The sequence below is a fragment of the Flexivirga sp. G2 genome, from assembly GCF_055397625.1.
This window is the reverse complement of the sequence record NZ_AP039675.1, coordinates 4,190,862-4,212,829: the sequence shown is the minus strand read 5'-3', so window position 1 is coordinate 4,212,829 and position 21,968 is coordinate 4,190,862. Positions and strand designations below refer to the sequence as shown.

General features: G+C 67.7%; 16 protein-coding genes. 11 read left to right on the top strand and 5 right to left on the bottom strand.

Annotated features, from left to right (window positions below; all coding sequences use genetic code 11):
* Positions 1 to 187 precede the first annotated feature (187 nt).
* A complete protein-coding gene (locus tag ACZ50J_RS20345; RefSeq protein WP_464298975.1) occupies positions 188 to 1,717 on the top strand; it encodes an AMP-binding protein in 1,530 nt (509 codons plus the stop codon).
* On the top strand, positions 1,717 to 3,102 hold the full coding sequence (locus tag ACZ50J_RS20340; RefSeq protein WP_464298974.1) for an alpha-hydroxy-acid oxidizing protein: 1,386 nt from the start codon (positions 1,717 to 1,719) through the stop codon (positions 3,100 to 3,102). The genes ACZ50J_RS20345 and ACZ50J_RS20340 overlap by 1 nt, the downstream gene beginning before the upstream one ends.
* Before the next feature lie 3 nt (positions 3,103 to 3,105).
* Here ACZ50J_RS20340 and ACZ50J_RS20335 read toward each other — a convergent pair whose 3' ends face one another.
* Together ACZ50J_RS20335 and ACZ50J_RS20330 are read right to left on the bottom strand one after the other, a co-directional pair.
* On the bottom strand, positions 3,106 to 3,651 hold the full coding sequence (locus tag ACZ50J_RS20335; RefSeq protein ID WP_464298973.1) for a cysteine hydrolase family protein: 546 nt from the start codon (positions 3,649 to 3,651) through the stop codon (positions 3,106 to 3,108).
* 4 nt (positions 3,652 to 3,655) lie between these two features.
* Complete coding sequence (locus ACZ50J_RS20330) at positions 3,656 to 5,167, bottom strand: purine-cytosine permease family protein (RefSeq protein ID WP_464298972.1); 1,512 nt, start codon at positions 5,165 to 5,167, stop codon at positions 3,656 to 3,658.
* A gap of 179 nt (positions 5,168 to 5,346) precedes the next feature.
* On the opposite strand from ACZ50J_RS20330, the gene ACZ50J_RS20325 reads away from it, so the two are divergent.
* Complete coding sequence (locus ACZ50J_RS20325; protein ID WP_464298971.1) at positions 5,347 to 6,132, top strand: LmeA family phospholipid-binding protein; 786 nt, start codon at positions 5,347 to 5,349, stop codon at positions 6,130 to 6,132.
* A 70-nt stretch (positions 6,133 to 6,202) separates the two neighbouring features.
* Positions 6,203 to 7,669, top strand: coding sequence for a condensation domain-containing protein (locus ACZ50J_RS20320; protein ID WP_464301376.1), 1,467 nt, complete (start codon positions 6,203 to 6,205; stop codon positions 7,667 to 7,669).
* Positions 7,670 to 7,707: 38 nt separating this feature from the next.
* Here the strand turns inward: ACZ50J_RS20320 and ACZ50J_RS20315 are convergent, their stop codons facing one another.
* The 3 genes from ACZ50J_RS20315 to ACZ50J_RS20305 all read right to left on the bottom strand — a co-directional run bounded on the left by ACZ50J_RS20315 (position 7,708) and on the right by ACZ50J_RS20305 (position 11,820).
* Positions 7,708 to 9,033 (bottom strand): condensation domain-containing protein, encoded by a 1,326-nt coding sequence (locus ACZ50J_RS20315; protein WP_464298970.1) that lies wholly within the window; start codon positions 9,031 to 9,033, stop codon positions 7,708 to 7,710.
* Positions 9,033 to 10,409, bottom strand: coding sequence for a condensation domain-containing protein (locus tag ACZ50J_RS20310; protein ID WP_464298969.1), 1,377 nt, complete (start codon positions 10,407 to 10,409; stop codon positions 9,033 to 9,035). The genes ACZ50J_RS20315 and ACZ50J_RS20310 overlap by 1 nt, the downstream gene beginning before the upstream one ends.
* 145 nt (positions 10,410 to 10,554) lie before the next feature.
* The gene (locus ACZ50J_RS20305; RefSeq protein WP_464298968.1) at positions 10,555 to 11,820 is read right to left on the bottom strand and encodes a glycosyltransferase; all 1,266 of its coding nucleotides are present in this window, start codon (positions 11,818 to 11,820) and stop codon (positions 10,555 to 10,557) included.
* Positions 11,821 to 11,941: 121 nt separating this feature from the next.
* Here ACZ50J_RS20305 and ACZ50J_RS20300 point away from each other — a divergent pair, with 121 nt between their 5' ends.
* The 7 genes from ACZ50J_RS20300 to nrfD are packed head-to-tail and all read left to right on the top strand — an operon-like array spanning position 11,942 to position 21,937.
* Complete coding sequence (locus ACZ50J_RS20300) at positions 11,942 to 12,907, top strand: ATP-binding cassette domain-containing protein (protein WP_464298967.1); 966 nt, start codon at positions 11,942 to 11,944, stop codon at positions 12,905 to 12,907.
* A complete protein-coding gene (locus ACZ50J_RS20295) occupies positions 12,904 to 13,728 on the top strand; it encodes an ABC transporter permease (RefSeq protein ID WP_464298966.1) in 825 nt (274 codons plus the stop codon). Before ACZ50J_RS20300 ends, ACZ50J_RS20295 begins: the two co-directional genes overlap by 4 nt.
* Positions 13,729 to 13,733: 5 nt before the next feature.
* Positions 13,734 to 15,083 (top strand): hypothetical protein, encoded by a 1,350-nt coding sequence (locus ACZ50J_RS20290; RefSeq protein WP_464298965.1) that lies wholly within the window; start codon positions 13,734 to 13,736, stop codon positions 15,081 to 15,083.
* Entirely contained in the window at positions 15,080 to 16,450 is a 1,371-nt protein-coding gene (locus ACZ50J_RS20285; RefSeq protein ID WP_464298964.1) for a hypothetical protein, read from the top strand. Before ACZ50J_RS20290 ends, ACZ50J_RS20285 begins: the two co-directional genes overlap by 4 nt.
* Before the next feature lie 45 nt (positions 16,451 to 16,495).
* Positions 16,496 to 19,765 carry a formate dehydrogenase gene (gene fdh / locus ACZ50J_RS20280; protein WP_464298963.1) on the top strand — a complete coding sequence of 1,090 codons (3,270 nt, stop codon included), beginning with the start codon at positions 16,496 to 16,498 and terminating at the stop codon, positions 19,763 to 19,765.
* Positions 19,758 to 20,846, top strand: a complete 1,089-nt coding sequence (locus ACZ50J_RS20275; RefSeq protein ID WP_464298962.1) for a 4Fe-4S dicluster domain-containing protein — start codon at positions 19,758 to 19,760, stop codon at positions 20,844 to 20,846. The genes fdh and ACZ50J_RS20275 overlap by 8 nt, the downstream gene beginning before the upstream one ends.
* Positions 20,843 to 21,937, top strand: a complete 1,095-nt coding sequence (gene nrfD, locus ACZ50J_RS20270) for an NrfD/PsrC family molybdoenzyme membrane anchor subunit (protein ID WP_464298961.1) — start codon at positions 20,843 to 20,845, stop codon at positions 21,935 to 21,937. The genes ACZ50J_RS20275 and nrfD overlap by 4 nt, the downstream gene beginning before the upstream one ends.
* Positions 21,938 to 21,968 lie beyond the last annotated feature (31 nt).

Below are 21,968 nucleotides of genomic sequence, written 5' to 3'. Positions count from 1 at the left end.
TATCGAGACCGGGCATCGAGACGCCCGCTCGTTCCCCTTCGAGACGCCCGCTCGTACCTCGCGGGCTCCTCAAGGCGCGGCTCGCGGGCTCCTCGGGACGACGCTCGACAACCTTCGGTGTGAGATTTCCCGGCGGCATACAGCTGTAGTTGCCAGAATGCTGGGACCGACGTGTAGGAGGCAGCTGATGGAATTCCCGTTGATCGTCCGCGATTTCCTCGAGCGGGCGGAGACCGTCTACGGCGACCGGGTGGCGGTCGTCGACGAGCCGGACCAGCCGGCACCGCCGTTCGACGGCGGCTCCATCACCTACCGACGGATGGCGCAGCTCGCCCGCGGCCAGGCGGCGGGACTCGATGCGATGGGCGTCCCTGTCGGTGGGCGCGTCGCAGTCGTCTCCCACAACAGTGCGCGACTGCTGACGTCGTTCTACGGCGTGAGTGGCTACGGCCGCATTCTGGTGCCGGTGAACTTCCGACTGTCCGTGCCCGAGGTGCAGTACATCGTGCAGCACTCCGGAGCCGAGGTGCTGCTGGTCGACCCGGAGCTGCAGCACCTGCTGGACGAAGTGGACTGCGAGCGGAAGTTCGTCCTCGGCGAGTCGGACGACGAGGTCTTCGGGTCGACCGAAGAACCACGGCCGTGGGAAGGCGATGAGCGGGCGACCGCGACGATCAACTACACGTCCGGCACGACGGCCCGCCCGAAGGGCGTGCAGCTGACGCATCGGAACAACTGGCTCAATGCGACCGTCTTCGGTTGGCAGGCAACGGTTTCCGACGCCGACGTCTACCTGCACACGTTGCCGATGTTCCACGCGAACGGCTGGGGTATGCCGTTCGCGGTCACGGGCATGGGCGGCAAGCACGTCGTGCTGCGGAAGGTCGACGGCACCGAGATCCTGCGCCGAGTGCAGGAGCACGGCGTCACGCTGATGTGTGCCGCACCCGCAGTGGTGGCTGCCGCGCTGGACGGAGCGCGGGACTGGGACGGTCCGATCCCTGGAAGGGACCGGACGCGCATCCTGGTCGCCGGCGCTCCACCGCCGACGCGCACGATCGAGCGGGTCCGGGAGGAGCTGGGCTGGGAGTTCATCCAGATCTACGGGCTCACCGAGACGGCACCGCTGCTCACGATGAGCCGGATGCGCTCGGAGTGGGAGGACCTGCCACCTACGGAGCAGGCCCGCAAACTGGGCCGTGCCGGCTATCCCGCGGTCGGCGTGCGGATGACGGTCGACGACAGTGGCGAGGCGCTCTTCCAGAGCAATCACAACCTCGAGGCCTACTGGAACAACCCCGAGGCGACGTCAACAGCGTTGGCGGACAACTGGTTCCACACCGGCGACGGTGGCGCGATCGACGACGGAGCACTGGTCATCCTCGACCGGAAGAAGGACGTCATCATCTCCGGCGGCGAGAACGTCTCGTCCATCGAAGTGGAGGACGTGCTCATGTCGCATCCCGCGGTGCGGGAGGTGGCGGTGATCGGCATACCCGATGAGAAGTGGGGTGAGCTGGTGACCGCCCTCGTCGTCGCCGACGGCGAGGTGACCGAGCAGGACCTGATCGAGCACGCGAAGAAGTCGCTCGCGGGATACAAGGCTCCCAAGCGCATCGAGTTCCGCGACGAGCTCGCCCGGACGGCGACCGGCAAGCTGCAGAAATTCAAACTGCGGCAACCGTTCTGGTCCGACGAGGGCAAGCAGGTCAATTGATGACATCGGTCGAGGAGGAACCGCGTCTGGCGCGTCCCGGTCGCTTTGCGGGTATCGGCCGCGCCGTGCAAGGGGCGATCTATGCAGCTGGTGCCTACGGCCACAAGCCGAAGGTCCCGGTCGAGCCGGCCGCCCTGTATGACGCAGCCCGGCGCCGGATGAGTCCGCAGGCCTGGTCGTACGTCGCGGGCAGTGCCGGGATGCAGCGCACCGATGCCGCGAACACCGCTGCGTTCGAACGCTATCCGATCGTGCCGCGAATGCTGCGGGACGTCGGTGAGCGGTCGATGGAGGTCACTCTCCTCGGACACGATCTTCCGGCGCCGGTGCTGTTCGCGCCGATCGGGGTGCTGGAGATGGCACACCGGAAGGCCGAGCTCGCGGTGGCCGAGGCAGCGTCTGCCCTCGGTCTGCCCATGGTGCTGTCGACGCAGGGCTCGGTGCCGATGGAGCGAACGGCAGAAGCGCTCGGCGCGAATCTGATGTGGTACCAGCTGTATTGGAGCAACAACGACGACCTGGCGCGATCGCTGGTGCGTCGCGCGGAGGCTGCTGGTGCACAGGCCATCGTCGTCACCCTCGACACGCATCTGCTCGGCTGGCGCACCAAGGACCTCGACCTGGGTTACCTGCCGTTCGCTCGCGGCGAGGGCATCGCGCAGTACGTCACCGACCCGGTGTTCCAAGAATTCGTCCACAAACGTGTGGAGCTCCCTGAGGAGCCCGTGAGGGACGAGCGGGCGTCGGCGGAGTTCCCTGAGGAGTCCGCGAGGGACGAGCGGGCGTCTCGAAGGGACCTCCCTGAGGAGCGGCCAACACTGACCGCCATACGTACCCTCGCATCGATCACCCGGCACTACCCGGGGACGTTCCGTGACAATCTGCGCTCGCCTCTGCCACGGGCTGCCGTCGAGACGTTCCTCGACGTCTTCCCGTGCCCCGCGCTCACCTGGGACGACCTGGCGAAGCTGCGCGAGTGGACGCGACTTCCCGTCGTACTGAAGGGAATTCAGTCGGTGGACGATGCCCGCCTCGCTATCGAGCACGGTGTGGACGGGATAGTGGTCTCCAACCACGGTGGCCGGCAGGTCGACGGTGCGGTGGCGTCGCTCGACGCGTTGGCGGGGATCGCGCCGGTGGTCGACGGCCGGGTCCCGGTGCTCTTCGACAGCGGCATCCGCAGTGGTGCGGACATCTTCAAGGCCCTCGCCCTCGGTGCGTCCGCGGTGCTGGTCGGCCGGCCGTGGCTCTACGGCCTCGCCCTGGACGGCGCGGCCGGCGCGCGAGTGGTGATGGAGCGCCTGCTCGCCGAGCTCGACCTGACGATGGGGCTCTCCGGGGTCGCGTCACTCGATCAGATCACCCGCGACTGCCTCGCGCGGTGACGTTCAGACAAGGGTGATCTGCGGGCCGTAGAGCTCCATCGCAGCCAGTGCCCGGTCGTGGTTCTCCGGCGTCGATCCGGCGCACAGTGCGGCAGCGACTCGCACCTCCGCCCCGGCGTCGGCGGCCGCGAGCGCGGTGGACAGGACGCAGCAGTCGGTGGACACCCCGGCGAGCGTCAAACGTGCTGTGGGATCGACGATCTCGGCCAGTCCCGGCCATTTGCCGAAGGTGGGCATGGTGACGATCGGCACGTCCGTGGCGAACTCGGCGAGCTCCGGCACAAGTGCGTAGAGCGGGTCCGTGTCCGGGACCTGGGCGAAGCGCCACTGCGCGTAGTAGTCCACCCAGGAGCCCTGCGGTGCCGGGTCCGCGACGAACCTGGTGAGGACGATCCGGCCGTCATACCGCTCGACGGCCCGGCGGATGCGTGGCACCACGTCCGCCCACATCGGCGAGCCCCAGGGTGAAGTGCCCGGATCCGCGAAAATGACCTGCGCATCGATGACGACGAGCCAGTCCTGATCGGGCGAATCCCGCTGTGGCGACATGCGATCAGTCCTTCACCAGGGCGGCGGGCTCGGCGGCCGGGACCGACTCCTGCCGGGCCACTGTCCCGCGCCTCAGCAGGTATGCCGCGCCGAACGACAGCACCAGGGCGACCAGCACACCGAGGTTGGCGTAGGCCCAGTTCCCGCTCCACGACGCGGTTTTCGCGTCATACGTGCCCATCCCGAGCGGGTGCAGCAGATAGCCCTGCCAGTTGTTCCAGGACGCGTCCTGGGCGTAGTTGTTGACAACCAGGCCCCAACCGATCACCGAGGTGACCACAAGGATGCCGATCGAGGTCCTGTCCCAGGCGCCGTAGCGGCCCTTCGGATCGAAGAGATCGTCATCGGCATACGACTGCTTGCGCAGCGCGATGTCGGCGATCATGACACCCGCCCACGACGCCAGCGGCACGCCCAGCGTGATGAGGAACGACTGGAAGGGGCTGGCGAAACTCTCCGCCACGAAAACGACGTAAATCGTTCCGAGAGTGAGGATCACGCCGTCGACCAGGGCCGCCGTCGGACGCGGGATCCGTACTCCCAGCGACAGCAAGGTGAGTCCTGAGGAGTAGATGCCGAGCACGGCGCCGCTGACCAGCGACAGGATCGCGGCGATCAGGAACGGCACGAGGAACCAGGTGGGCAGGATCTCGGCGAGTGCGCCGATCGGGTTGTCCAGGATCCCGCTCGCGACCTTCTTGTCCGATCCGGCGAGCAGCAGTCCGAAGATCACCAGCACGACGGGTGCGACGGCGCCACCGAAGGTGTTCCACGCGACGATCTGCCCGCCGGAGGAGTCCCGTCGCTGGTAGCGCGACCAGTCGGCCGCGATGTTGATCCAGCCCAGGCCGAATCCGGTCATCACCATGACCAGTGAGCCGACCATCTGCTGCCAGCTGCCCGACGGCAACTCGGTGACCTTGGACCACTCGATGTGCGACGCGGCGACGATCATGAAGACGATGGTGATGATGCCGGTGATCCAGGTCAGCCAGGACTGCAGCCGCATGATGATGTGATAACCGGCGACCGAGGCGAGCACGACGAGCGCGGCCACGACGATGCACGCGATGATCTTGGTCGCCGTGCCACCGCCCCACCCGAGCTTGCGCATCACTGTCGCGGTGGCGAGCGTGGCATTGATCGTGAGGAACGTCTCCCAACCGATCGAGGTGAGCCAGCTGATCACGCCCGGGACCTTCTGACCGGTCACGCCGAACGCCGCTCGCGACAGGATCATCGTGGGTGCCGAACCGCGTTTGCCGGCCAGCGCGATGATGCCGCAGAGCGCGAAGCTGAGCACGACGCCGATGGCCACCACGACGACCGACTGCCAGAACGAGATGCCGAACCCCAGCACGAATGCTGCGTAGGAGATCCCGAAGACGGACACGTTCGCGGCGAACCACGGCCAGAAGAGGTCCCGCGGCTGCGCGGTCCGTTCGGACTCCTCGATGATCTCGATGCCGGTCGTCTCGACGCCGAGGCGACGTACGTCCTGCTGGCTTTCGCTCATGCTCGGGATCATGGCAGAACGGCAATGCTCCGCACCGCGAATTCGGCCGGGTATGCAAGCGGGGTAGGGCGGCAGGTATGCCGGGGGTGGTCGGTCCGTGGTCGGTGGATTTGATGGTTACCGATCGGTAGGTACAGTGAACCTGCCCTGCCCGCAACGGGAAACCGGAGTGATGACCGATGACCGAGCAGTCGCATGGTGCCTTGCCGTCGCCCTCGGCGGTGGCCTCGCAGGAACGACGTCGCCGACGTCGTCGACCCCTGCTGATCGGCGTGGCCGCAGTCCTGGCGCTGGCCGTGCTGGTCGCCGGCGGGGAGCTCTTCGCGCGACATCAGTTGCGCAGCAGTGTCTCGGACGCGATGGCCGACGGCCTGCACACTTCGTCGGTGGATGTCGGCATCGGTTCGTCGCCGGCATTGCTCGACGTGAGCCGCGGACGGATCGATCAGGTGTCGCTGGCGGCGCAACGGGCGACCGTGTGCGAGGTGCATGACGTCTCCCTGCAGGCGGATGTCCGCGATGTCTCGACCTCCCCGTCCGGTGGCCGCATCGGCGATTCGAACCTCACACTCACGTTGAGCAGGCGGGCGCTGAACGATCTGCTGGCGACGTCGACGAGCGCGAAGAACGTCACGGCGACGTTGGACCCGGCGACCGACAGCGTGCGGCTCGTCGGTCTGGGCGGACTCGCCCGTGTGCAGGCGCGGCCGAAGCTGACCGGTGGGAAGCTCGGTTTCACCGTCGTGTCCGCGTCTTTCGCCGGACGCCGTGTGCCGCCGGCACAGGTGCAGCGGCTGCTGGGTGCGGACTCGGGCACGGGCACGGGCACGGGCTTCGCGCGAATGCCGCTCGGCCTCCGGGCGACGGCTGCGAAGGTCACCGGCTCCGGCCTCGAGACCCGCTTCCACGGACAGCCCACCACCTTGCCTCGGGGCAAGCAGCCACTGAAGTGCACGGGAAGGTGAGACCGCTGAAAACCATTGACCCGCAACAGAGGGCGTACTCGGCGCACGTGGAAGGGTGGCTGTCGTGGAGATGACCCCGATCGAGTCGTGGCACCCGCGACCCGGTGAAGTCCTCGAGGTCCGACCCACCGAGCGAACGCTGGCCGCCACCCGTTCCGCGGCCGTGTCGCCGGCGCGGCCGTCGCTGCTGCAGGAGTCGCACATCCGGACTGCCGCGGATCGGCGTGCGAAGGGTGTGCCGTGGTCGCCCTGGCTCGCCTTCGCCTTCCATGTCCCGCAGCGACTTGACCGGGATGCCTTCCGTCGCACCATGCAACGGTTCGTGACACGGCACGGGGCACTGCTGAGCTGGTTCGAGCCGGACGACGAGCAGATCGACGACAGAACCACCTTCAGCCGTCGCGCGCTCGCCGCCGAGGACGTCGAGCTGGAGTTGGTCGATGCCGGGACCGCAGCCGACACCGACGCTGCCCGCGCCGCGATCACCGAACGCTTCGCGGCGACGACGAGCCCGCTCGTGTGGCCGTCCTTCGCTGCCGGAGCGATCGACCACGGTGACGAAGGATTCACCGTGTTCTACGGCGTCGACCACTCGTTCAGCGACGGTGTCTCGATCGCGCTCGGTGTCGATGACATCTTCCGCACCTATCAATTCGAGGCGCACGGTGAGGGCGCACCGCCGGTGGCCGTCGGCAGCTACGTCGACTTCAGCGAGCAGGAACGCGTCCGGTCGGAACGGCTGACCTGGCGCACTCCCGCGGTCCGGGTGTGGGCGCGGGCGCTGCTGTCCGTGCGCAACAAACTGCCCAGCACGCCGCTGGACATCGGCCTCGAGCCGGGGCGGACGGCGCCGTCGACCCGCATGAACCGCACCATCGCGGACGCGCAGACCATGGAGGCGTTCGAACGACGCTGCAAGGCTCACGGCGGCGGCGTCAGTGCGGGACTGTTCGGCATTCTCGCGCTGATCGACGTCGCGCTGACCGGACGGCCAAGCTATCTCGTCCTCAACACGATCGCGACGCGCTCGGACGCGCGCTATGCGATGGCTCAGGGCTGGTTCATCAATTTGGTGCCGATCGCTTTCCGCGTCCCGGGAGGTGCCTCGTTCGACGACCTCGTCGGCAAGGCACAGAAGTCGATGCGCCGCTCCAAGGCGGCGACCGACGTCCCTGCACGAGCGATCGTCGACTACGCAGCGAAATTCGGCGGGGTGAAGGTCGGCGCAACCGCCGTGCCGCCGATGGTGTCCTACCTCGACATGCGGCGCCTGCCCGGAGCCGAGTTGCCGGGCGTCGACGACGCTCATGCGCTCGGCGGGCCCGGCACGACCGGCGACGTGTCCGTGTGGATCAACCGGCGCACCGATCGCACCTACGCGCTGATGAGTTATCCGGACAACCCAGTCGCGGCAGCGAGCATCGACAGCTACTTCCGGGCGATCACCGAGCTGATCCGTGCCGTCGCCGCCGGGGAGTCGGTCGGCATCGAAACCGCACGTATCGCAATGGATCTGGAGCATCCGGCAATAGCCTGACCTGCCCGAGCCCACCCGACCCGGTCGGTCGGTCCCGGTCAGCCGGTGAGTCGGCGCAGGGCGGACTCGACCCCGTCGAGCCAGTTACCGACGATGCTCCGAGACACGGCGGTGTCGGGGAGTCGGCAGCGCAGCGCCAGTCCGGAGTCGTCGCGCACCCACCACAGCTGAACGTCAGTGGTCGGCGCGTCCGGACTCGCCTGGGTCATCCGCAACGAGTCGTGCAGTTCGTGGCCGGGCACCCGCCGATAGTCGACATAGGAGACCATCCCGACGTCGCCGGAGTGTGCGAATCCTGGTGTGTACGAGGCGATCACGTCACCCAGCCGCATTGCTGCCAGCCGTTGCGCGGCCTCGACCTGCTGCTGCGCCCGGAGGACGCAACGTTCGAGCGGTAGGTCGCCGGGGATCGTGACCGGTCCGTTGCTCACGAACCACCCGACGGCCTCAGCCCACTCCGGCCGGCTACGGGTGCCCACCGGTATCAGCGTCGAAAATTCATCGCCCAGGCCGAGTTCGTGGCATGAACGGGCACATACCGCGAGCAGACGGGCCGGCAGGCGGGCGCCGTGCCCGCCCGCCCAGTGCTCGACCGCCGCGGTCTGTGCTGCGGTGAGCGTATGGCGCAGCTCGACCGCGGCGTCTTCATCGGTATGCCGCGCAGCATTCGGCAGCGGAAAGCGTGACAGCCCATCGGAATTGCGGCCGAAGGCCTGATGCCATTCGGCGATGCGCGGGTCGTGCGGGTTGGTGTTCGTCGAGTGCTCCGCGCGGCAGGCATCGAGGAACGAGCCCACCACGGGGAGGTCGGGCACGTGTCCGCGGCGGGCGGCGCCATACAGCTGGACGAAGTCGCGGCCGAGCAACGGCATCGACACGGCGTCCGCGACACCGTGGTCGACGGCGAGCACGAGCAGACTGTCACCGTCGTCCTCGCCGAGGGCGCAGAAGATCCCTGGCCCACCGGTTGCATGTGTTGCGGCATCGATCAGCGCCAGCAACTGGGCGTGCCGGCTGCCGGATTCCTCCGGCAAGACGATTTCCTCGACAATGCAGTCGAATTCGCCATCGAAGCGGAGTGTGGCCGGGCGGGGTCCGCGGAGGTCGACAACGGTGCGCAACGCCTCATGGCGGTCCAGCAGACCGCGCAAAGCGGTGGCTAGCGCAGCTCCGTTCGACGGTTCGCGCAGCCGCAGCGTCACGCACAGCCAGCCTCCCGTGTCCCCACGGGCCAGGGCGTGATTGACCTGGTTGAACGACGGAGGTGCGTCGAGCACCGGACGTGCGGATGCGGTGGGTTTCGTGGAGCACACCAACAGGCGGCCCGCAGGCGGCCGGAGTCGAGCCGCGGTTGTCAGGCGCATCAGGCTGTCAGCTGCGGCTGATCAGCGAATTGCATGAGGACAGTGGTGAATTCATCGAGATAACGCTCGACGCTCTGGGTCGCGGTCGGGTTGTTCGGGTGGCGCACGGAGACATTGATCCCGCCGGCGGTTCGCACCACCCAGAAGTAGAACTCGTCGTCGGAGTAGCGGATGCTCCGCAGTGCGCGAGCCCGGGCGGCGTCGAACTGGGCGGCGCCGGGCAGGTGGCGGACGTCGACGAAGGACACCACGAAGCGGGGCGCCGACCGGATGTCCAGCAGGTCGGCGATGGAGGCGAACGGTGTCTGTGCATCGGACCGGATGTGCGCCGACGCCGCGTCGGCACGCTGCAACTGCTCGGGCAGGTCGGTTGCGCCGGAGAGGTCGAGCACCAGGGGACTGATTCCGACGAACCATCCCATGGATGTTGTGTATTCGGGGGTTCGGGTATGCATCGGCATGACGAACTTCACCGGACCGTCGGTGCCGGTGACACGCTGCATGGCCGTGGCGAGAGCGACCAGCACGGCGGACTGCATCCCGTGGCCCAGTGACCTCGTGCGCCGATGGATCCCGTCACTCACCTCGGCCGGCGCCAGCCACCGGGAGATGCTGCGTTGGGGGAGAGTCAGGTCGCCAACCGAATCGTTCGGCAGGGGAAACGCGGGGAAGCGCGGCTCCTGCGGCTCGAGAAACTTCTCCCACCTGAGGGTGGTCTCGTGGGCATGGTCGACGACTGCCCGGGAACGTTCGGCGACGCTGAAATCGACGTAGCTGGGCGCGGGTTCGGTCACCAGCGGCTCCCCGGCAAGCGCGGCGGCATACAGCTGGTCCAGCTCGGAGACGGCGATGAGCTGGGAGTAGGCGTCCATCACCGAGTGGTCGGCGGCGAACGCGAGCAGGAAACGAGGCCCGTCGGCCTGGTCGGAGGGTACGACGGTCGCGGCGACCAGGTGCGGCCAGGTGTCAGCACGGACCGTGTGGTCGAAGAAGCGTGACACGACGTCGTAGACCCGCTCCACCGAATCGTGTGTGCCGGCGTCTCGGGCCGCCAGTTGCAGGCTCTCCGGTCGGTAGGTGAACCGGCGCAGGCCGTTCTCGTCGCGAGCGACCATGGTGCGGAACGACTCGTGCTTGGCGTGCCACGCAAGCAGAGTGCGCCGCACGGCCTCCGCGTCGAACTCGCGACTGATCTCGAAAACCGTTCCGATCCAGGATGGTTCGGACGGGCCACCCGCCTGTCGAACGTGTTTCTCGTGCTGCGGTGACAGTGGTCGGTCATCGGCGGCATCGATGCGCGGAGTCGTGGAGGTCGCCCGCCAGAGGGCCACGGAACCGGCGTACACCTGGTAATCGGCGAGCTCGGTGTATTCCACGACGGGACTCCCTTCGTGCGGTGGTGCGGCACAGGCGGGGCATGCAGGCTGTGCGCCGAGGTGGTGCGATGCGCGGGAACGATGTGGGGATGGTGGGGTCGGCGCCGCAGGTTACGGCACGGTAACCGTTCGGCACAACCTCGGTTCAGGTGGTGTCCGCGCCTTGGAGTTCGACCAGATCGGCGGCATTGTTCACCGCCGTCGCGGGGCTGATCAGCTGGTGCGCCAACGCTTTCGCGCGGTCCTGCGTCGTGTTCGTCAGCAGCGGGGTGAGAGCGAGCACACAGTCCTCGGCGGTCAGCCCGCGGAACTTGCGGTGAGCGCCGACACCGAGTGCCTCGAGGCGCCGCCCCCACAGCGGCTGATCGGCGTTGAACCAGGTGATCAGCGAAGGTATGCCCGCGCGCAGCGCGGCCGCGGTGGTGCCCGCGCCGCCGTGATGAACAGCAGCGACGCACCGCGGCAGGACATGACGGTGGTCGACAGCCGGCACGATCCGCAGGTCGTCCTCACTCGTGTCCGTCATCGTCGACCACCCCGCGGCGACGAGTGCCCGGCAACCGAGGCGACGGGACACGGCGCGCACCATCTGTAGCGTCTCGTCCGGCGACGAGACCGGCATGCTGCCGAAACCCCAATAGATGCAGCGGTCCTCGTCCAACCAGGCGTCCAACTCCGTGGTGTCCTGCTCGCCGTCGAGTGTGGCGCGCGTGTCCGCGGGGAGGTCGAGGAACCCGACGAGCGGTCGCTGGACGCCCCACTCCTGACCGAGGTCCGGGAACAGTGCGGGGTCGACGGCCTGCAGTTCTGGCGAACCCGTTCCCGCCATACGGTGCGCGAGTGAGGTACGCGAAGGGCCGAGGCCGAGGTGTGCGCGCATGGCGTCCTCGCCACGTCGGGTCATCAACCGCCACGAACGGTCCGCGAGCCACCAACTGAGCCCGTGTACCGCCTCTGCAGCGATCGGTGGATCCGGTAGCAGGTGAACCGATTCCGAGCGGCGGATCGGGTAGTAGTGCATCGCGACCTGTGCGATCCGGTGCTTGTCGGCCAGGGCGCGTGCGACTTCCTGGCCGAGGAAACAGGTGACGATCAGGTCGGATTCAGCTGCTGTGTCGTCGAGGCTCAGCGCGAGTTCGGTCCAGCCGAACGTTCCGAGTTCGGAGAGGCCGCGCCACCGGGTTCGGGGATTCGCCGACTTGATGCGGTGTTGCACCAGATCTGATTTCAGCAGTGCTGCCGAGTCGGGACCCGTTGTCAGTGCGTCGATCCCGGCTCGTCGCGCGAGATCCCGCAGATTCGGGGGAACGCCGAGTTGCACGTCGTGCCCGCGACGACGCAACTCCAGCGCGAGAGCGATCCCGGGCTGGACGTCGCCGCGGCTGCCGAGGAACGGCATGAGAATGCGCATGCCGTGTAGCGAATCACGAATGAGCACAACCGCATGAGGATCGCGGGCTCGCAGGAAAGGTGATTATCGTCGCACCGATCGAAGGTGATGTCGGCCTGCCGCATGAGGCACCATGGCCGCCATGTCTCCCACAATCACCGACCGTGGAACAGCGGTCGACGTGCGAGATCTGACCGTCCGGTTCGGCGATTTCGTCGCGGTCGACGGCGTCAGCTTCACCGTGCCGACGGGATCGGTGCTCGGCCTGCTCGGGCCGAACGGCGCCGGAAAGACCACCATCGTGCGGGTGCTGGCGACCCTGCTGCCCGCCTCCGGTGGCAGCGCCAGCATCTTCGGGCACGACGTTCGTCGCGATCCGCACGGGGTGCGTTCCGTGATCGGCGTCACGGGCCAATACGCTTCTGTCGACGAAGAGTTGACGGCACGCGAAAATCTGCTGATCTTTGCGCGACTCCTGCGCTACACCCGTGCCGGCGCTCGGAGACGATGTGACGAGTTGCTCGAGGAGTTCTCCCTGACCGACGCTGCCGGGAGGGCACTGAAGAACTTCTCGGGTGGAATGCGCCGACGCCTCGACCTGGCGACCAGCCTGATTGCGGAGCCTCCTCTGATCTTCCTCGACGAACCCACCACCGGACTCGACCCGCGCACTCGCCAGCAGATGTGGGGGACGGTCCGACGGTTGGTGGGCAACGGCTCGACCGTGGTTCTCACGACCCAATACCTCGAGGAGGCAGACCAGCTCGCCGACAACATCGTGGTCATCGACCACGGCAAGGTCGTCGCCGAGGGCACCGCGGCAGACCTCAAGTCCTCGGTCGGCTCCGGCACGCTCCGTTTGCAACTGCGGGATCAGGCGGATCGGACCGTTGCAGCATCGGTGATGGGTCGGGTGAGCCGTCACCATGTCGAGACGGAGAGCGACGGTGCGCTGGTCGTTCCCGTCGATGATGCGGCCCTGGTGACGGATGTGCTGCTCGGTCTGCGGGATCACGGCATCGAGATCGCGGACGTCGGCGTCCACAAGCCCACACTGGACGAGGTGTTCTTCCAGCTGACCGGAAGTCCTCGGGAAGAGTCGGTATGACGCAGGCAGCCGCTCCGACCCGCTCGCAGTACCGGCGGCGTCGCCAATCCGTCGGTAGGCCAACCATTTCCGCCACGGCGGCCGCGTCGCTCACCCTGGCAGGGCGGGGTCTGCTGAAGATCCGGCACAACCCCTTCCGGCTCTTCGACGTCGTGGCGCTACCGATCGTCTTCACCGCGATGTTCGCCGGGATCTTCGGCGGGGCGATCGCAGGCAGCGTCAGCACCTACCTGCCTGACCTCGTGCCGGGAGTCCTGGTCCAGGTCACCGTCACCGCGGCCGTCAACACGGGGGTCCAACTCTGCGAGGACGTCGACCAAGGAGTGTTCGATCGCTTCCGGTCGATGCCGATCGCACGCATCGCGCCATTGATCGGGGCGTTGACCGCGGACGTGGTGCGCTACGTGGTCGCAGTGCTGATGGTGATCCTGGTCGGCACTCTCATGGGCTACCAGCCGCACAGCTGGGCCGGGCTGCTGTTGGGTGGCCTCTTGGTCGTCTACACGGCATTCGCGCTCAGCTGGGTCTTCGCGTTCCTCGGCGTGCGGATGCCGAGCGCGCCTGCGGTGCAAGGGGCTTCGATGTTCGTGCTGATGCCGATGACCTTCATCTCCAACGCGCTCGTCCCGACGACCAACATGCCGTCGTGGATCAAGTGGCTCGCCGACATCAACCCGGTGTCCCATCTGGTCTCTGCGGTGCGTCAACTCGCCGGTCACGGCAGTGTCGGGATGGACATCCTCTGGTCCCTCGTCGGCGCGACGCTGATCATGCTGGTCATGGCGCCGATCGCGGTGCGCGCCTACATCCGGAAGACGTGACGCCGATGACCGACAGGAACCGCCTCACCTCGGCCGAGGAGACGTTCGTGCTCGCCGAGCAGGTGCTCGGCCTGCCGGTGATCAATCAGATGATCTGGCGGTTCGACACCCCGTTGGACGTCCGGCGGCTGGAGCCGATCGTGGACCAGCTGCGCGATGGGCCGTTGACCAGGCGACTGCGCCGCGCTCGGGCCCCGTTCGCACGCGCGACCTGGGTCGCGGCACCGCGATCCGCACCCGTGCTGCGCGTCGATGAACCGATCGATCGGGACCGGTTGCTCGAGTGGGCGGACGTCGATGTCCGACGACCATTCCGGTCGGACAGCGGTGCGCCGTGGACTGTTTCGGCTGCACCGCTGCTCGATGGTGGTCACGTCGTGGCGTTCACCGCACCACACACGCTCTCCGACGGCACCGGCGTCAACGCGGCCTTCGAGGCGGCGGTCACCGGACAGCACCTCGGCGTGCTGCCGGATGACGAGGCTGCGCCACCTCGCCCGCTGGACGATCTGTGCGACGGTCTGCGTCAGGTGCGTGCCGCGATCGTCGGTATGACGGCCGCGGTCCGTATGGCGGTGCGGAACCGCCGGACGCGCGATACGCCGGCCAGGTTCGCGCCACCACCGCAGCCGCAGCGTCCGGACGTCGTGCCTTTGTCGAACGTCGAGCCGTCCGCACACGCGGTGGCCGCCTTCCCGGCGGACGCGTGGCAGCGAACAGCGGAACTCGCTGGCGGATCGACGAATTCGCTTCTCACAGCCTTCGGTGTCGGCTTGCTGCAATCAGCCGGTCGAATCGACGACGTGGCCGAGATCCCGGTGTCCATGCCGGTCGCCGTGCGAACCCCCGGTGACCGGCGCGCGATCGCGACGATCGGTTCGACGATGACGATCGGCACGGGCCGAGCCCGGTACGACGACCTGCGACCGATCCGGAGTGCAGCCCGGGCCGCCCTCGCGCGTGCGACGGACCCGGAACGCGACAAGCACGACATGCTGCGCCTGGTGACCCCGGTCATCCGTTTGCTACCGCGAAAAGTGTTGCGGTCAATAGCGTTACGTCAGCCAGCGGCTGTGCTGACCTGCTCCAATCTCGGGGAGCTCCCGACGGATGTCGCGACACTCGGTGGTGTCGCACCCGCTTCGGTCGCCGTTCGTATGGCGGTACAGAACGCCGACGCGGAGCAGCTCCGCGCTGCCAGGGGTGGCCTCACCGTGTGGCTGTCCATCTCCGCCGGAGCGGCCATGCTGAGCGTCCTCAGCATGGACCCGGACCTGTGGCCGGATCGCGCCGCGGTGCAGCGCGCGATCAGTGCCGAATCGGCGAAATGGTCTCTGAAACCGACATTCTGGTGAGGCAGGCAACAGTGGCGGCGCACGACAATCGGTTCACGTTCGGAGACGACGCCTACTTCCTCGGCGAGGACCTGCTGAAGATCCCGGTCGCATCACAACACACCTGGTGGCTGCCCACGCCTCTCTCGGCTGACACGTTGCGATCGATCCACCGCGGACTGCACCGCGGGCCGTTGAGCCGCCTCGCCGTGGAGTCCCGGGTGCCGGGAGCGCGCCGCAGGTGGGTCCCTGCGCCCGCCGGCGACTGGTTGAGCGTCGAGTCCGATCCCATCGCTCCCGAGCGGCTGATGGCTTGGTGTGACGAGCAATTGAGCGCTCCCATCGATCCGCGGCGTGGCCCGAGTTGGTGGCTGTCGGCCACTCCGGTCACCGGCAGCGGTCAACTGGTGTCGCTCGTCACTCGCCATACGATCGGTGACGGCGGACTGATCGTGCAGGCCGTCGATGCCGCGGTGACCGGAGCCCGGTTGCCTCGGGTGCCCGACGACCGGCCGGAAGCCGGTGCCGTGCGGCTGCGGGACGACCTGCGGGATGCCGTGCGGCAATATCTGGCGGCCGGGCGGAGTCTGGCAGATGCAGTTCGGGCGGTGCGTGATTCGGGTTCTGCTGCGCGGCCCGATGAAGGCCCGGCAGCGCAGGAGAGGGCTCGCAGTTCCTTACGAGCGGACCCCGAATCGTCATACGTGCCACCGTTCGTCGCGTTCGACATCGCGGCGGATGGATGGCGGGCAGCAGCGGAGCGTCGTGGCGGGACCGCCAACAGTCTGCTGCTGATGGTGTCCGCCGGGCTGGCGGTCGCGGCAGGCCTCGCGCAGGAGGGCGACACAATTCCCGTTGCCATGCCGGTCCGCCGGCGCGGTGAGAACGACTACCGCTCGAACATGCTCGGTGGAGCGTCCGTCCCCGTGCACGCGACGGCCGACCGATACACCGACCTGCGCGGCGTCCGCACGGCGACCAAGACCGCGCTGCAGAAGGTCGCTGATCCCGCGCAGGCATCCGTGCTGGAACGACTCGAACCGGTCGCCCGCCTGCTGCCGCGGCCCGTCATCCGAAAACTCGTCGAGGACATGCCCGCGGCGCTGGTGTCGGTCTCCAATGTCGGGCGTATGTCGGCCGCGGGTGGCGGGCTCGGGGGTCCGCCGGCCCTGTCGATGATGTGCCGCGGTGTGCACCGGAACATCACTCCGGATCTGCTGCGCGCAGCGGGCGGAGGGGTGACGACGTGGTTCCAGGAGTTCGGCGACCGCGTGACACTGACGGTGGAGGCGCTCGACCCCGATCGCATCCCGGACCGGCACCGCCTGGCTGTCTTGGTCGCTGACGAGCTGGCGCGCTGGGACCTGCAGCCCCTCGGGAACTGGTGACCGGAGCCCTCGAAATCGCCCAGCGGTCGGGGCTAGGGTTGGCGCGTGGGTCGATTCAGCGCGTTGGAGTGGCCGGTCTTCCGGCAGTTCCGCTCCGGGGACTACCTCGGGCGCGGTCCTGCGGTCACCTCCGCGAAGACCCGAGCGACCCAGCCACGCACCGCGACCGCTGATCGCGTCGTCCGGAGCATCTGTCCCTATTGCGCCGTCGGCTGCGGGCAGCGGGTGTTCGTCAAGGACGAGAAGGTCGTCCAGATCGAGGGCGACCCGGACTCGCCGGTGTCGCGCGGCCGGCTGTGCCCGAAGGGTTCCGCCAGCGAGCAGCTCGTCAACGCGCCGGGCCGGCGGCAGGAGGTCCTCTACCGGGCGCCGCGTGCCACCGAGTGGCAGCGCCTCGACCGGGACACAGCGATCGACATGATCGCCGAACGATTCGTGCGGTCGCGGCGCGACACCTGGCAGGAACGGGACGAGCGGGGCCGCATCCTGCGACGCACCATGGGGATCGCCTCGCTCGGCGGCGCGACGTTGGACAACGAAGAGAACTATCTGATCAAGAAGCTCTTCACGGCGGCGGGCGCCATACAGATCGAGAACCAGGCGCGTATTTGACACTCCGCCACGGTTCCCAGTCTGGGATCCTCCTTCGGGCGCGGCGGCGCCACCCAAACGCTCCAGGACATGGCCAACGCCGATTGCATCGTGCTGCAGGGCGGCAACATGGCCGAGGCGCACCCGGTCGGCTTCCAATGGGTGTCCGAGGCAAAAGCCCGTGGTGCCAAGGTGATTCACGTCGACCCGCGATTCACGCGCACCTCGGCGGTCGCTGACAAGCACATCGCCATCCGGGCCGGCTCCGACGTCGCGCTGCTCGGTGCGCTGATCAACCATGTCCTCACGCACGACCTGTGGTTCAAGGAGTATGTCGTCGCCTATACCAATGCGGCGACCTTGGTCGGTGACGACTTCCGTGACACGGAGGACCTGGGCGGGTTGTTCTCCGGCTTCGACCCGGAGACGGGGAAGTACGACCCGTCCTCCTGGGCGTATGCCGGACACGAGAGCGGCGGCCATCACGGGCACCCGGACTCCGCGCCGGGCGACACCCTCGGCAGTGGCGGACCGCCCTTGCCGCAGACCGATGTGGACCGTGACGAGACGCTGCAGGACCCGCGCACGGTCTTCCAGATCCTGAAGCGGCACTACTCCCGCTACACGCCGGAGATGGTGCAGGAGATGTGTGGGATCGGTGCAGAGGACTTCGACTACCTCGCCCGTGCGGTGACCGAGAACTCCGGTCGCGACCGGACGACCTGCTTCGCCTATGCGACGGGTTGGACGCAGCACACCCTGGGTGCCCAATTCATCCGCACCGCAGCGATATTGCAACTGCTGCTGGGCAATGTGGGCCGCCCCGGCGGCGGCATCATGGCGCTGCGCGGACACGCCAGCATCCAGGGATCCACCGACATACCAACGCTTTTCAACTTGCTGCCCGGCTATCTGCCGATGCCGATGGCCGGCCGCCACGACAACCTGCAGGACTACCTGAACTCCGTGGGCACCAAGGAGCAGAAGGGCTTCTGGGCCAACTCCGACGCCTACTTCGTCAGCCTGATGAAGGCCTACTTCGGTGATGCAGCAACCGCCGAGAACAACTGGTACTTCGACAGATTGCCTCGTATGACGGGAGCACACGGCACCTACGAGACCGCGATGAGCATGCTCGCGGACGAGGTCGAGGGCTACTTCGTCCTCGGCCAGAACCCCGCTGTTGGATCGGCCAACGGCAAGCTGCAGCGCGACGCCATGCGACACCTGAAGTGGATGGTGGTGCGCGACCTCAGTCTCATCGAGAGCGCGACATGGTGGAAGGACTCGCCGGAGGTCCAGGCCGGTGAGGTGCGCACCGAGGACATCGACACCGAAGTCTTCTTCATGCCTGCGGCCTCCCATGTCGAGAAGGCCGGCTCGTTCACCCAGACACAGCGGATGTTGCAGTGGCGGCACCAGGCGGTGCAGCCGCCGGGCGAGTGCCAGAGCGAGTTGGACTTCTTCTACGAGCTCGGGCGACGCATCCGGGCGCTGGTAGCCGAGTCGGGCGAGGACAGTGACCGGCCGCTGCTGGACATGACGTGGGACTACCCGGTCGACGACGAGGGCAACCCCGACCCGGAGTCAGTCCTGCGTGAGATCAACGGTTACCGCACGACCGAGACAGGGGAGCGTGAATTGCTCTCCGGTTACACGGAACTCACCGCAGACGGCTCCACGTCATCCGGGTGCTGGATCTATTCCGGCGTGTTCGCGGGCGATCAGAACAAGGCAGCACGGCGTACGCCGCACGGCGGGTCCGGTGTCAGTCAGTCGCAGTGGGGCTGGGCCTGGCCGGCGGACCGCCGCATCCTCTACAACCGCGCATCCGCCGACCCGGACGGCAGGCCGTGGAGTGATCGCAAGAAGTACGTGTGGTGGGACGACAGCGAGCAGAAGTGGGTCGGGGACGACGTGCCCGATTTCCCGGTCGACCGGGCGCCGCACAGCAGACCCGACCCCGCCTTGGGAGGGCCGGACGCGCTCACTGGGGATGACCCGTTCATCATGCAATCCGATGGCAAGGCATGGCTTTTCGCGCCGAAGGGTCTTGTCGACGGGCCGCTGCCGACGCACTACGAGGCGCAGGAGTCACCGGTCCGCAACGGCCTCTATCCGCAGCAGCAGAACCCGGCGAGGTTGGTCTTCCCGCGCACGGACAACCTGGCGGCACCGAGCGGCGACGAAACAGGCGTGGACATCTACCCCTTCGTCTTCACCACCTATCGGCTGACCGAGCACCACACCGCCGGCGGGATGAGCCGCTGGCTTCCTTACCTGTCCGAACTCCAGCCGGAGATGTTCTGCGAGGTGTCGCCACAGCTCGCGGCCGAGCGGGGGCTGGTCAACGAGGGTTGGGCCACGATCGTCTCGCCCAGAGCGGTCATCGAGGCTCGCGTGCTCGTCACCGAGCGGATGAAGCCGCTGACCATCGGTGGGCGAGTCGTGCATCAGGTCGGCCTGCCCTACCACTGGGGCGTCGGCGATCATGCTCTGGTGACCGGCGACTCCGCGAACGACCTGATCGGGGTGGCGCTCGACCCGAACGTGCAGATCCAGGAGTCGAAGGTGGGTTCGTGTGACGTGATCGCCGGACGCAGACCGCGCGGCCGTGCTGCGGATGCGCTGCTCGCGTCATACAACGAACGCGCGGGGGTGACGGTGCAGACTGACAACCAGCGAGTCACCGACGTGCGCGAGGAGGGTCTGAGTGATGAGTAGCCAGAGCACTCAATCAGTTTCGGGATATGCGCAGGGCGTCTCGCACCAGTTCTCCGGTCCGACCGACCCGGTGGCCGATGCGCACTGGCCGACAGGACCGGTGCGCAAGGGGTTCTTCACCGACACGTCGATCTGCATCGGGTGCAAGGCCTGCGAGGTCGCCTGCAAGGAGTGGAACCACAACCCCCGAGACGGGGATCTCGAACTCACCGGCTGGTCCTACGACAACACCCAGAGCCTCGGCGCGAGCACCTGGCGGCACGTCGCGTTCATCGAGCAGGATCGCACCCAGATCGAGCAGGCACGCGAATCCGGGCGCCGGCTGGTCGATCTCGGTATGCCGACGCTCCGCCCTCGTGAGGAAGTGGATCGAGTAGCGACCGAGGGACGAGGGAGCGTATCGAGATCGGGCGCGTATCGAGACCAGGACACCACGCCACCCGACACTCCCGAGTTCCGTTGGCTGATGGCCTCCGACGTGTGCAAGCACTGCACGCACGCGGGCTGCCTGGACGTCTGCCCGACGGGCGCGTTGATGCGCACCGAGTTCGGGTCCGTCGTGGTGCAGGACGACGTCTGCAACGGGTGCGGGACCTGTGTCGCCGGATGCCCGTTCGGCGTCGTGGAGCGCCGGAGCGATGGCACTGCGGCACCCACGACCGGCCGTGGTGAGAAGAAGGGCGAGCAACCCGACGTTCCCAAGCGTGGCGTCGCGCAGAAGTGCACGCTCTGCTACGACCGGCTGGTCGAGGGCGACACTCCCGCCTGCGCCCAAACGTGTCCGACCACGTCCATCAAGTTCGGCGATCGGCCCGATCTGGTTGATACCGCTCGTGATCGGGTGCGAAAGTTGCACGACCAGGGACTCACTGAGGCTCGGTTGTACGGCGTCAACGAGCTGGACGGCGTCGGTGGGACGGGAGCGATGTTCCTGCTGCTGGACGAGCCGGAGACCTATGGCCTGCCGCCGGACCCGCGCGTGCCCACGGCCGATCTGCCGGTGATGTTCCGCCGCGCCGGTATGGCGGCAGCGGGGATGCTCGCCGCCGCGGCCATCGCGTTCGTGGGAGGCGGCCGGTGACCGTCTCCGACTTCGACCAGTTCCGCCCGCCGGAGCCCGAGCGCAAGGGCGGCCGCCGCTTCGGCAAGCTGCGTCGCCCGAAGCGCAAGGGCCGTACCGACGGCACTGCGGAGATGCTGATGGTGCCCGAGGCGGAATTCACCTCCTACTACGGTCATCCGATCGTCAAGCCACCGCCGTGGGGCCCGGAGATCGCCGCCTATCTCTTCCTCGGTGGGGTCGCCGGTGGCTCCGGGCTGCTCGCCTATGGTGCGCAGCTCACCGGCCGAAAACTGTTGTGCCGCAACGCTCGTCTCGGTGCGATGGTCGCAGTCTCCATTGGTGGTGCCGCGCTCGTCAAAGACCTGGGTCGGCCGGATCGCTTCTACAACATGCTGCGCACGATCAAGTTGACGTCTCCGATGAGCCTCGGCTCGTGGATCCTCACGGCATACAGCGGGGGACTTGGGGTGACCGTCGCGTCGGAGGTCGACAGGCTGGCCGGGGGGCGCCTCCCGCTGGGGCCACTGCGTCGGGTGCTCACCCGGATCGAGTCGGCTGCAGGTGCGGCCAGTGCTGCGTTTGCCGCGCCGCTGGCGGTCTACACCGCGGTGCTGCTCTCGGACACTGCGAACCCGACCTGGAATGCCGCGCACCGCGACCTGCCGTTCGTGTTCGTGAGCTCCGCGAGTCTCGCCGCGGGCGGACTCGCCATGGTCACCACTCCGACGCGAGAAACGGGACCTGCCAGGGCATTTGCCGTCATGGGTGTCGTGGGCGATCTCGTCGCGACGCGCTACATGGAGAGCCGGATGGACCCGGTCGCGGCCGAGCCGTTGCACCAGGGGCGGCCCGGTCAGCTGTTGCGGTGGAGCGAACGCCTCGCGGTAGCAGGCGGAGTGGGCACCCTGCTGCTCGGCCGCCATCGGGTTCTGGCGGCCATGTCCGGTGTTGCCCTGTTGGGAGCGTCGGCGTGTACCCGCTTCGGCATCCTCGAAGCCGGGCTCGAGTCCGCCAAGGATCCGCGCTACACCGTTGTGCCGCAACGCAACCGGCTCGCGAAGCGTCAGGCCGCCGGCATCGTCGACGACTCCATCACCACAGCCCGCTGACCCACGTCCGCGCGTGCCGAACCTTCGACGG